Source organism: [Clostridium] clostridioforme AGR2157 (assembly GCF_000424325.1).
GTDB classification, from domain to species: domain Bacteria; phylum Bacillota; class Clostridia; order Lachnospirales; family Lachnospiraceae; genus Enterocloster; species Enterocloster clostridioformis_A.
Genome location: NZ_AUJR01000047.1, coordinates 1 through 12,434, shown reverse-complemented (window position 1 = coordinate 12,434; position 12,434 = coordinate 1). Strand labels below are relative to the sequence as shown.

Here is a 12,434-nt window from a genome sequence, read left to right as displayed (position 1 = left end):
TAAGGAAAATATTCGTATTTGGATAATAGAAATGTTATGGGATAAAATGGGAAACGCCTGTATTATCTATATTTAGATAATACAGGCGAGGCAGACCGGACGAAAATGTTTGCAGTGTCTTTATAGATTTTTAAAGAAAATATACTCCAATTATTGATAATCTCATTACTGTCAGTCCATCATTCAGGATACATTTAGCCCGGTCCTTTTCCCAGTCCATCCCTCCCGAGCCGGTCAGCCTGCTCCATTCAGCCCTACATCCATACTCCCGGAGCGGAACCCTTCTGCATCCAGAGTTATATATACAAACCCCATTTCCTTCAGACGGCTGACGATTTCCTCCCGGCATTTCATAAATACCTCAAAGGCTCCCGGGTCCAGTTCCAGACGCACGATATCTCCGTGAAGCCTGAGCCGCACATTGCCGGGGACCAGGGTCCTGACATAGGCTTCTCCTTCTCCGATTCTTCCCAGCACCTCATAATCCAGGACAGCGCCATAGGGCAGGCGGGTAGCCATACAGGGAGTGGACGGACGGGATGCCACCGATATTCCGTACTCTGACGCCAGGGCCTTTACCTGAGCCTTGGTTATGTGCAGCTCTGCCAGGGGACTTATGATTCCCAGCTCCTTAAGTGCCTGGATTCCGGGACGGTATACATGCATATCGTCCTCATTGGTGCCGTCCAGGATATACCGGATTCCCCTGGCCTCTGCCAATTCTGCCAGTTTGGAGAACAGATGGCGCTTACACAGATAACAGCGGTTTACCGGGTTATTTTTTATTGCCTCCTGCTCCAGCTCGTCCACGGTAATGACTTCATGGATTCCTCCCAGCTCCCCTGCCACGCGCCTGGCTATCTCCAGGTCGCAGGATGGATGCAGGCAGCTGTCAAACGTCACGGCGTACACTTTTCTCCCCGTATGGACTGCTGCGTCTGCTGCTGTCTTTAAAAGCAGGCTTGAATCAACTCCTCCGGAAAACGCAAGGCATATATCCTCTTTAGCCAGCTGTTCCATCCTGACCTCCAGACACTTTTTCATATGGTCCAGAGATGACATTACATCACTGTAGCTGTTATTTACCGTATTCATACGAATCTCCTAATCTGACATTATCTATATCATTTAATCCTGGCGGCTTTCTTCTGCCTTCATGCGTACATGATGATATGCAGTCTGAAAATCCACGCTCTGTTCCGTACAGATCCGCCGGATGCTTTCATATTCCGGATAAAAGAACTTTCTGCCCTTGTAAGCACACACCTTCACATCCGCTGGCCCGTAACTGGTTTCCACCTGGATTTCACTCCGCTCAAGAATGGTCCTCTCCGTTTGATAGCGGCGGATTCCAATAGTTGTGGTCTGGGTCAGGATGATTTCCTCCATGGCCTCTATGGATGATTCACGGCAAAGCACGGACAGCATATAGGCAGGACGGTTCTTCTTCATGTGAATGGGGGTATACCACACATCCGCGGCCCCGGCTTCAAGGAGCATCTCCATGGCAAGACCCAGCATTTCCCCTGTACAGTCATCCAGGTTCGTCTCCAATACCCACATGGTACGGTCCTCATCCTGTGAAGTCTCCAGAAGCATGGCCCGGAGCACATTCGCCTGTTTAAACACCTTGTTCCCCGCACCCATTCCTGTCTTAAGCAGGCGGCAGGAAGCGGGAAGGCGGTCCTTTGTCCGCAGCGCAGCGGCTATGGCTGCCCCGGTAGGTGTGACCATTTCCCCGTCATTGTCTGTAAAATGCAGCTTAAGTCCATAGGAAGAAGCAATATTAGCTGTAGCGGGAACAGGAACCGGCAGTACACCGTGCTGGCAGTGGACATGGCCGCGACCTTCTGACAATGCAGAAACCACCACATCCTCCACGCCCAGATTGTCGATGCAGACTGCCACACTGATAATGTCCACAATGGAATCAACAGCCCCCACTTCGTGGAAATGAACCTGCTCAACAGGAAGCCCATGGGCCTTGGATTCCGCCTCCGCCACAATGCGGAACATGGTCCGGGCCATTTCCTTCACCCTATCGTTGGAATCCAGATGGTCTATGATATGATAAATGTCGTGGAGGTTCCTGTGAATGTGGGAATGGGGATGGCCGTGATCGTGCTCATACTCATGCCCATCCTCCAAATGCACATCAAAATCAAAAGCATCCAGACCACACACAACCTTCCGGCTAAAATGCAGATGGTATCCATCCACTCCCAGGCTCTCCAGCGCATTCTCCAGCACCTGCCTGTCCGCTCCCAGGTCAAGCAGAGCTCCTACCGTCATGTCCCCGCTGATACCCGAATTACATTCCAGATATAAAATCTTTCCCATTTTATCTCACCGCCATTCTGTTTATTTGGGCCGCCAGGTAGCCGGCGCCGTATCCATTGTCAATATTAACCACTGATATCCCGTTGGCGCAGGAATTAAGCATTGTAAGAAGGGCCGATAACCCATGGAAGCTGGCGCCGTATCCCACGGAGGTGGGGACTGCCACCACAGGGCATTCCACCAGGCCTGCTATCACCGTGCCCAGCGCTCCTTCCATTCCGGCCACTGCCACAATGCAGTTGGCCTTGTCCAGGCGCTCCCTCTGGGCCAGAAGCCTGTGGATTCCGGCAACTCCCACATCAAATATCCGGTCTACCCTGCATCCGAAATATTCAGCGGTCTGGGCTGCTTCCTCCGCCACCGGTATGTCCGCCGTGCCTCCCGTGCACACTGCCACATACCCCTTGCGCTCCTTTCCCGGCTTCTCCACCTTGAGTATCCGGGATATGGGATCATACACCACATCCGGTACCGCTGTTCTCACCAGCTCAGCCTGGCTCTCAGAAGCCCTGGTTCCCAGGACCTCCCCATCTCTCTCATAAAATTTCTTATAAATTTCCAGCAAATACGCATCCGGCTTCCCCTGGCAGAATACGGTTTCCCCAAAACCGGAACGCAGCTTCCTGTGATGGTCCAGCTTGGCATATCCCAAATCCTCATAGGGCAGGTTCTTAAGCTGCATCTGCGCATCCTCTATCTCAACACTGCCGGACTTTACCTGTTCCAGTAATTCCCTGACATCCATCTTTCGTTCTCCTCTCTCAAATTCATACGGATCAGCCAATCCATTTTCAATCCTTCCACATACGAATCATCCGGCTGCTCCGTCCTTAATCCGGCCCTAGTCCGTCCTCAAATCAACCACCCTGCCGCAAACACGCTCCAGCAGCTCCTCTGAATGGCTGACCACCAGCAAACCCAGCCTGCGCGTCTTCACTTCCTCCAAAAGGAATCCCCAGATTTGGCTCTGGGTGATAAGGTCCAGCATGGTGCTTATCTCATCTGCAAGAATGAACCGGGTGCGCCTCCCCAAAGCCCTGGCTATACAGAACCGCTGCAGCTCCCCTCCGGACAGCTCTCCCGGATACCGGTTCAGCCAGTCCGGTTCGATTCCCAGGCCGCGGACCACCCGTTCCTCCACGCAGTCCCCTTCCCTCAGCACCTCCCGCATCTTAAGACGGGGATTTACCGACAGTTCCGGATGCTGCCATATCATCTGCACCGGATTGTAACCGCCCCGGGAAGTAATATCTTTTCCGTCTAAAGCCACAGTCCCACGGTCCGGCTTCTCATAACCGGCCAGTATCTTGCAAAAGGTAGTCTTTCCAAAACCGCTGGGAGCCGTCAGCCCCACGCGTTCCCCGCTCTCAAAGCTCATGCTGACATTGTTCAGTATTTTCCTGTTCCCATTGTCGTATTGGAATGAAATATTCATTGCTTCCAGCCTCATACTCCCGCCTTCCTGCATTTTACCATGCCGCCGCGAAAACTGCGATAGGAAATTTCCTGGAGACAGCCCTCATCCATGTCCGGGCAGCGGGGCCCATAGGGACATCCCGCGGGCATATCCGCTACATAGGGCTGGGTCCCGGACGCTGCCTTAAACCCGTGGCGGGGCATGGCCCGGTAAAGAGCCCTGGTATAGGGGTGGCGAAGCCTTTTCTCATCCTCAAAATCCGCTGCCAGGGCCTCCTCCACATTGGTACCCGCATAAAATACCACGATTCTGTCAGCCACCTCCAGAGCCAGCTCCAAATCATGAGTGATGAGAAGGACCCCTGCCCCCTCGTCCGCTATCTCCCGGAAATGGGTGAGCACACGCCTGGCCGCGCTGATATGAAGCCCCGGCGTGGGTTCGTCTGCAATGACCAGTCTGGGATGCTCCATCACTGCCGTAGAAATCAGCACCCTTCTGGTCATTCCCCCGGACAGTTCAAAAGGATACAGTCCCTCCGTATCCTCTCCCAGCCCGTATCGCCCCAGAGACTCACGGCAGCGCTTCACGCTCTCCTTATCCTTTTGTCCCCTTCGTACCTGTTCCCCCACCTTCATAAGGGGATCCAGATAGGACACGCTCTGGGGCACCAATACCATCCGGCTCCCCCTGAGCTGTTCCTTGCGCTTCTGGGTCAGGATTTCCCCCTCAAAGGAAACCGTCCCCTGACAGGCGGCATTCTGCGGCAGAAGTCCCATGACCGCATGGGCCAGAAGGCTCTTTCCCGAACCGCTGGAACCGGCTACGGCCACCACCTCATGTTCCCGTACCTTTATGTTCAGATCCCGAATCACGGGAAGCTCCCTCTGGCGCCATCCCCCTACATACTGAGAAAATGAAATCATCAGGTGCTCCACCGACAATATGACTTGTTTTTCCTCCATGACAACCTCCTACAGAACGAACCTCTGCAGCGGTAGACAGAGATTCTACAGATGGGCCTGGGCCGGGTCCATCAGACGGCTCAGCGTATCCCCGATAAAATGGAACAGGACCACCACAAATACCAGCAAAAGCCCCGGAAACAGGGCCAGCCACCATTTTCCCATGACCAGGTATTTCATGCTCTCAGACAGGATAACACCCACTGCAGGCTGCTCCGGCGGCAGTCCGAAGCCCAGGAAGGTTATACTGGCCTCATGAAGGATTGCATGGGGAAACAACAGAACCATGCCCACGAAAAGCTGGGGCAGCAGATGAGGCGTCATATGTTTGAAAGCAATATAAAACCTTCCCTTTCCCAACTTCTTTGCAACCTGTATATACTGGCTCTCACGAAGCTGCATGACCTCCCCCCGGAGAAGCCTGGCAAGGGATGTCCAGTGGGTCAGTGAAATGCCAATCAGTACGCCCCAGAATCCCTTGCCCACTGCAAAGGAAATGAGAATCAGAAACAGGATATGGGGTATTCCCATAACCAGGTCAATGATTCCCCCGATGACAGCGTCTGTGACCCTGCCCAGACAGGCTGCCATGGTTCCCATGATAAAGGCCGCCACCGCGCTGATACATGCTGTCAAAAGCCCGATGCGTATGCTGATGGATAGTCCTGTAAGGCTGCGGATGAACATATCCCGCCCCATCCAGTCCGTCCCAAAGGGATAGGCCAGACTGGGCGGCAGGTTCTTTCTGGTGAAATCCGTGGCCAGGGCCTGCTCCTTTAACACCTGGCCGGCAATGGCAATGGCCGCCAGCAGGATGACCGATACCGCCAGCAGCACCGCCATGGCCTTGCGGCGGTTCCATCTGTGTCTTTGTGCGCTCATCCCCTGCTCCTCCTGATTCTGGGGTCCACCGTTCCATACAAGAGGTTGGCGGTGAAGTTCCCTAAAAATACAATGGCCGCGCTGATGATTGTAATACCCATCAGGAGCGGCACATCCCCGCCCAATCCGGCCGTCACAGCCGCCTGTCCCAGGCCCGGATAGGAAAATACCTGCTCCACCAGCACAGAGCCTCCGAATATCTCGCTGACAGAGGCAAACTGGAGCGTCATGGCGGGAAGAAGGATGTTGCGGATTCCATGCCTGCGGATAATGGACCATTCCGACTCTCCCCTGGCCCTGGCAAACAGTACATAATCGCTCTCCATGACCTCTGCCATCTTCTCCCTTGTGTGAAGGGCAATGTTGGAGATGCCTGTAATGGACAATGCCGACGCAGGCAGTATGCCATGAATCAGGCGGTCCTTCATGGTCACAGCCGATGCCTCCACCCCGATTGGAACGGAAAGTCCTATGGGGAGCAGCTTAAGCCAGACCGCGAATACAACCAACAGCACCAGGGCCACCCAGAAGGCCGGCGTACTGGCAGTTACCAGGGCATAGGAAGAAATAATACGATCCGCTGCCTTTCCCTTCTTTGCCCCGGCTATGATTCCCATAAGGAACCCAATGAATCCGGACAAAATCCATGCCGCCGCCATAATCCAAAGGGAATTGGCCAGCTTCTCCCCGATTACCTGGGCTACAGGCCTGCGGTACAAAAGGGAGATACCCATATCTCCCTTAAGAAACTCACCGGCCCAGGCCAGATAACGGGTTACAGGCGGCGTGTTGACACCCCAATATTCCTGGAGCCTGGCAATCTGCTCGCTGCTCATGCTGCCAAGGGCCGCCTGCCCCACATTGGTGGTAAGGGGGTCCAGCGGAGAGACCGACACCAGGAAAAACGCCGCCATACTCACCAGCACCAGCAGGACTGCCATCCGTATGAAATTAACACCCGCCTGTTTCCAACTCATGATTTTATCCTTCCTGCCTTCATACTGATATCAATAATTTTATCCATCTTCTGATTTCTGCTATTCCCAGCTCCACTGGTCCACATTATTCACAATGGACCATCCGTGTCCATGGGGATGGATTTTCTGCTCCGCCACCTTAAGTCCGTCCCTGGACCAGTACAGATGGTCTATATTAACCAGCCAAATCCACGGTATATCTCCATCCTGGGTCACCCCTGTGTTCCCATCCCACTGGGCCTTCTTCCACAGCTCGTAGGAATCCTCCAGATTCCCGCTGGCCAGGGCCTGGTCCATGTACCGGTCCACACTGTCATTAGCATAGGGAGAATACTCCGCCAGGCCGGTATCCTTCATGGTATGGTAAATATTGTAGAGTTCCATAGGCGTATGGGCGCCCCAGCCCCACATGAGCGGCTCTGACTGGGCGCGGTCATAGGCGTCATCCCAGCCAACGCCCTCTATCTTCACATCAATTCCCACTTCCTTAAGCTGGTTGGCAGTATCCGCTGCCAGGGCCTGGCGTACAGAATCGCTGGCCGGGTACATCAGTGTAAATCCGGCCCTGACGCCATCCTTTTCCCTCATTCCATCCGAACCAGCCTTCCATCCGGCCTCCTCCAAGAGCTCTGCTGCCTTTTGCGGGTCATACTCTGTCTTTGCAGACTCATTGTACCAGGGCATCTTATCACATACACTGTATGCCGGACTTCCGTAGCCGTTTAACACATGTTCAATCATTTCATCCCTGTCAATCGCAATGTTCACAGCCCTTCTCACCTGTACATCCGACGTGAAATCATTTCCAGCAACGGTTTTGCCGTCAGATACAGTGCCGGCCTTTACTGCCGGAAGATTGAAGCCCCGGTTATCCACTGTCTCGAAAGAAAGGAGCTCATATCCGGGCAGGGTCTGGTCCGAATAGGATGCAGCCGTATAGGCCAGGTCCACCTGCCCGGACATGACAGCCGCATAAGCTGCGTCCTCTTCCATGAAAAGTATGGTCACCTTCTTCATTTTCGGCTCTGTCCCGTAATAATCCGGGTTGGCCTCAAATATGACCTGCTGTCCCTTATCCCACTGCTTCATGATATATCTGCCGGAACCAATGGGATGTGACCCGTAATCCGCCCCATAGGCATGTTCCGGTACAATTCCAACAATTGCCATGGTGTAGGGCCAGATGGAATAGGGCCGGTTCATGTGAAATGCCACCGTGGTATCATCCAGCGCCTCCGCACTCTCTAACATGGTAAAATCATTGACAGAGCTGGTGTCCCGCAGGGTATTGTATGTAAAAGCCACATCCCGGGCAGTCAGCTTCTCTCCGTCTGTAAAATTAACGTCATCCCGTATATTCACGGTCCAGGTAAGCCCGTCCTGGCTCACCTCCATATCGGTTGCCAGGTCATATCCTATTTTCAGGTCAGCGGTGGTCACAGTCAGCGTACTCTGAATCAGCGGCTCATGGACATGTTCGCCTGCCCCCCATCCGTAGGCAGGATCAAATCCGGCCTCCGGCTCTGAGGTTGGCCCCATGACAACCACCACGTCGTCCCTTGTCCCATTGTTTCCTGTCTCCTTGGCGCCATTTCCCGCACTGTTTCCCGCACTGTCCCCAGCAATATCTCCTGCACTGTTTCCCGTACTGTCTCCCGCATTGTGGCCCGCACTATCTGCGGCCGCAGATGTCCCGCTGTCCTTAGCGCTGCTTCCTGTTTTGCTGCCTGCGCAGCCCGTCACTGCCATGGACACGGCCAGCATGGCTGCCACGGCATATTTCATTCCGTTTCTCATTCCTCGTCTCATTTCCCTCTCCATTTCCTTTTTTCATGCCATGCCCGTATGCCTGGTTTCCATAAGCTTGGATTCCATAAACTTACATTCCATAAACTTACATTCCGCAAAAGCATAAAAAAATACCAGAATAAGCGTATTCCTTGAGAATACATCCTACCTTCCTGGTATCCCTTACTTCTAAAATTATTCAATCTCACTTAATCGCGCTTGTCCGATTCATTCTGAATGTTGACTTCTGTCAACCGTTAGGAAAATTATACGCAAAAGTCCGCAAAAGGTCAACGCTTTTCTTGCCAAACGTTTGCCCATATATTAAACAGTCAGCCTGAACCATCCCCATAAAGTGGAAAAGTCCCCAGGGAGATACCGACTCCCTAGGGACTTTTATGTGTATCTATGCACATAAGTTCTTTTGTACTGTCATCATAAAACATATCAGTACGATTGTCAATATTCGTTTTCTTACCTATCCCTTATTTATTCACCCTTCTGCTGAACCTCTACGGTACGTCCCTCCACGTACTTCGGGTCTCCCACGGTCAGTCCCTGGACCTCCTCATCCGGGCACGCGTTTGTCCATGCAAGCTTCATGACATCGTCGGCTGTCAGTTCCTTCTTCTGGATAACCCCAAGGCGGATGTAGTCGGCTGCAATATTGCCAAGTGCCTCCTCTGTGATTGCGTCAGACAGGCCGAAATCCAGGGAATCCCAGAACTGAAGCTGATTTTCAAACTCACCTGTCATCTTATTGGTGTCAAACATTAACTGCACAGCATCCTCAGAGTGGAGACGGGCATATTGTCCTGCACGTTTAATAGCCATAACAATGTATTTTGCGTGAACCGGGTTCTTCGCAAGAAAATCATTGTTCATGGCGGTTACACAGCACACCTCTCCCTCGAACTCATCGCTGGGGGTAATGGAGCATACCTTGCGCATCTTATCGCTGTAGTTGGCGATTACAAAATAATCCGAGAAAATGGAAGCGTCAATCTCACCGCTCTCCATGGCAGCTACGCTGGCCGCGCTGTCAGCGATATCAAGATACTCCACCTCAGAGGTAGGGTCTATACCCTCCCCGTCCAGCATACGGTAGATAATGTTCTGGTCGGAGTTTCCGATGCCATCATGGATGGCAATGGTCTTTCCCTTTAAATCCTCAGCTGTCTTAATCTCGCTGTCGTTGAATACGTAGATGGATTTGCAGCCCATGTGGGCTCCTGCCACAAAGGTCATATCCACGCCGTTTGTCACCGGCACAAGCATGGTTGCGATATGGTCTGTTCCCCACAGGCACTTACCTGTACCAACCGTCATAACAACAGACTCGCCTTCAATGTATTCCGCGTTAATACCGTAATCCTCATAATAGCCCAGCGCCTCGGCAAGGTATACCGCAGACACACAGGCCCCTCCGTTAAACAGATAATTTAATGTTGTTCCAAAGGCAGGCTCCTTCTGCATGGCCTCCCAGTCCTCCTGGGACACAGCCTCCGGACGGCTTGCGCCGCCGGTTATCTCCTCACCGGATTTCCCGGTATCCTGGGATTCCGCCGCTGATTCTGCCTCTGCTTTAGTCTCGGCCGATACAACTGCTGCGGCCGCGCCTTCTGTGGGGGATCCTCCGCCCTGTTCCCCGCAGGCGCTCAGGGATAAGGCCATCATTCCCGCAAGCGCTGCTGCCAGAACGCGTTTCGCATTTGTCTTTTTCATCATACTGTTCTCCTTTTTGCTTTTAATAGTTATTTATGTACACAAACCATAGGGTCTGCTCTTTTTACTGTACACAGGCCTGTCCGTTTTACTGCTGACCGCTGTTTCTTCCGCCGAAGTGCAGGCGGTTGAGGATTTCATTCCGGCAGGCCACAAAGGTCTGGGATGAGCGCTCTCTGGGGTATGCCTGGTCTATCTTAATATCAGAGACAACCCGCCCCGGGTGCGCGTCCATGACAATCACCCTGGTTCCCATATAAATGGCTTCATCCACATCATGAGTAACCATGATCGCAAGCTGCTTTTTCTCCTGCCACACCTTTAAGATTTCATCCTGCATATTCATGCGTGTAAATGCGTCAAGAGCTCCCAGCGGCTCGTCTAACAGCAGTATATCCGGCTCGTTAATCAGAGAGCGCACCAGTGAAACGCGCTGAGCCATACCGCCGGAAAGCTGGCCCGGGTAGTCGTTCCGGAAGGATTCAAGGCCGATGATTTTAAGCATCCTCTCTACCTTCTCCTCATTCCCCTTCAGTTTTCCCTGCAGCTTTAAGCTGAAGGAAATATTTTTTTCCACTGTCAGCCATGGAAAAAGGGTTGGTTTCTGAAACATCATTCCCCGCTCCGGCGACGGCCCTGTAATCTGTGCCCCATTTACGGTCAGATGGCCGGTGGTCGGGGGAATCAGTCCGGCCACAAGGCGGAGTATGGTAGATTTCCCGCATCCGGACGGCCCCACGAGACTGATAAATTCACCGCTCTTCATGGACAGATTCACCTCGTTTAACGCATGGGTAACCTCATCGTGCTCCACCTTTGCGAAACTTTTTGATACATTTTCTAACCGAAGGATAATTGTATTTTCTGCCATTATTTCACTACTCCGTTCTGCCATCTGAGGACGCGGCGTTTAATCAAATCCAGCACCTTTGTCACAATAGTGAAAATAAAGCAGATGACAAACAGCGCTGCAAACATTTTGTCGTAGGCCGCCCAGGATTTAGCCCAATTCATGTACCAGCCAAGTCCGGCCTTTACCCCCATCATCTCCGCAATCATGATTGCGACACAGGATGAGCTCATGGCCTGGGTGCAGCCCTGTAAAATAGAGGGCATTGCATGAGGAATCGCCACCCGGAAAACAAGCTGCCGCTCACTTGCCCCCAGGGTCCTTGCGGCCTCGAAGAAATCCCTGTCCACATTTTGGATGCCGGACATGGATGCCACGGTAACTGCAAACCAGGAGCCAAGGGCGATGATAAACACGGCTCCCCTGAACAGGGAGGTTGCCACAACCATGATAATGGGAATCCATGTTGCGGTGGGAATGGGCCCCAGAAATTTGATAATGGGATTAATCCAGTACCGGGCCTTCTCGGAATAACCACAGGTAATTCCCGTAACCAGTCCCAGGGCAATTCCGATAAAATATCCCAGAAACAACAGACGCAGAGTATGAAGCGTACATTCAAGCAGATAAGCCCGGTCCTCCCATGCAATGTTCAATATGCTGTTCATACACGGAACAAAGGGCTGGGACAGGATGCCTGTTTTCAGAGTCAGATAATCATAAAAGGTAAGCAGGAGAAAAAAAGCAGAAACCAAAGGCGCGCGGTAGCGCAGGTCCTCCACTGTCCGTTTGTCTCCCTTCCAGTTCTTAATCCCGGCTGCAAGGGCATAGAGAGCGTATGCAGTCATAAAGGCTGTCAATGCCCCTACATAGGTGTAGGGATGGCTGTTGGGACTTCCGTTGGGAACTTCCCAGTACTCGATAATAGCAGTGAAACCGCAGATAACCGGAAGCACCATAATAACGAAGTCCAGGATTATCTGCCCGCGTGTTTTTTCCTTTTGCTCCAGTTCTTTTAGCTGCTGTCTCGTCAGATGTCCCAGCGGGTTTATCTGTCCGCTGTCAGAGACAGGCTTTTCCTCCATATTAGTTGACATAGTCCTTCTCCTCTGAATGTGATGGATATTAAAGTAATGAACTACCCCGCAGCAAGCTGCGGGGTATCGGAGGTTGCAACCTCTACATATAATCCCATATGCTATACTGCTTTGTTTTCTCTACGTTTTTATAGATTGTTTTATAATTTTTTTCCTGTCCCTGTTCTTTCACATATCTACTTATGATTTGCTCATTCCCATGTTCACTCACCGTTGCTACGTAATAGCCATCTGTCCAGAATTCTCCTCCCCACAATTTTTTCTTCACTTGTGGACATTTCGCGAACACCTCCCGGGCTATGATGCTCTTCACTATTTGGATGATTTTTTTTGGACTATATGTAGGCACTGACTGGATAAGAAAATGTACATGGTCTTTATCTGTACCTACTTCCA

Annotated in this window: 12 protein-coding genes; all 12 read right to left on the bottom strand. The window is 52.2% G+C overall.

From position 1 onward, the window contains the following. Positions 1 to 234: 234 nt before the first annotated feature. Positions 235 to 1,095 carry an ATP-dependent sacrificial sulfur transferase LarE gene (gene larE, locus G614_RS0118340; RefSeq protein ID WP_027643118.1) on the bottom strand — a complete coding sequence of 287 codons (861 nt, stop codon included), beginning with the start codon at positions 1,093 to 1,095 and terminating at the stop codon, positions 235 to 237. A 33-nt stretch (positions 1,096 to 1,128) separates the two neighbouring features. Then, positions 1,129 to 2,340 (bottom strand): nickel pincer cofactor biosynthesis protein LarC, encoded by a 1,212-nt coding sequence (gene larC, locus G614_RS0118335; RefSeq protein ID WP_027643117.1) that lies wholly within the window; start codon positions 2,338 to 2,340, stop codon positions 1,129 to 1,131. 1 nt (position 2,341) lies between these two features. Continuing rightward, the gene (larB, locus tag G614_RS0118330) at positions 2,342 to 3,085 is read right to left on the bottom strand and encodes a nickel pincer cofactor biosynthesis protein LarB (RefSeq protein ID WP_027643116.1); all 744 of its coding nucleotides are present in this window, start codon (positions 3,083 to 3,085) and stop codon (positions 2,342 to 2,344) included. A 96-nt stretch (positions 3,086 to 3,181) separates the two neighbouring features. Next, positions 3,182 to 3,790, bottom strand: coding sequence for an ABC transporter ATP-binding protein (locus G614_RS0118325; RefSeq protein ID WP_027643115.1), 609 nt, complete (start codon positions 3,788 to 3,790; stop codon positions 3,182 to 3,184). Next, a complete protein-coding gene (locus G614_RS0118320; RefSeq protein ID WP_027643114.1) occupies positions 3,787 to 4,719 on the bottom strand; it encodes an ABC transporter ATP-binding protein in 933 nt (310 codons plus the stop codon). The genes G614_RS0118325 and G614_RS0118320 overlap by 4 nt, the downstream gene beginning before the upstream one ends. A 45-nt stretch (positions 4,720 to 4,764) precedes the next feature. After that, positions 4,765 to 5,601, bottom strand: a complete 837-nt coding sequence (locus tag G614_RS0118315; RefSeq protein WP_027643113.1) for an ABC transporter permease — start codon at positions 5,599 to 5,601, stop codon at positions 4,765 to 4,767. Next, positions 5,598 to 6,578 carry an ABC transporter permease gene (locus G614_RS0118310; RefSeq protein WP_027643112.1) on the bottom strand — a complete coding sequence of 327 codons (981 nt, stop codon included), beginning with the start codon at positions 6,576 to 6,578 and terminating at the stop codon, positions 5,598 to 5,600. Before G614_RS0118310 ends, G614_RS0118315 begins: the two co-directional genes overlap by 4 nt. Before the next feature lie 60 nt (positions 6,579 to 6,638). Next, entirely contained in the window at positions 6,639 to 8,387 is a 1,749-nt protein-coding gene (locus tag G614_RS0118305) for an ABC transporter substrate-binding protein (RefSeq protein WP_027643111.1), read from the bottom strand. Between the two features lie 468 nt (positions 8,388 to 8,855). Beyond that, positions 8,856 to 10,094: an ABC transporter substrate-binding protein gene (locus tag G614_RS0118300; protein WP_027643110.1), complete on the bottom strand. Its 1,239-nt coding sequence runs from the start codon at positions 10,092 to 10,094 to the stop codon at positions 8,856 to 8,858. Between the two features lie 85 nt (positions 10,095 to 10,179). Then, positions 10,180 to 10,962 carry an ABC transporter ATP-binding protein gene (locus G614_RS0118295; protein ID WP_027643109.1) on the bottom strand — a complete coding sequence of 261 codons (783 nt, stop codon included), beginning with the start codon at positions 10,960 to 10,962 and terminating at the stop codon, positions 10,180 to 10,182. Continuing rightward, positions 10,962 to 12,038, bottom strand: a complete 1,077-nt coding sequence (locus tag G614_RS0118290) for an ABC transporter permease (RefSeq protein WP_027643108.1) — start codon at positions 12,036 to 12,038, stop codon at positions 10,962 to 10,964. Before G614_RS0118290 ends, G614_RS0118295 begins: the two co-directional genes overlap by 1 nt. Positions 12,039 to 12,120: 82 nt before the next feature. Beyond that, on the bottom strand, positions 12,121 to 12,434 hold a 314-nt coding region (gene tnpA, locus G614_RS0118285; RefSeq protein WP_027643107.1), incomplete at its 5' end, for an IS200/IS605 family transposase.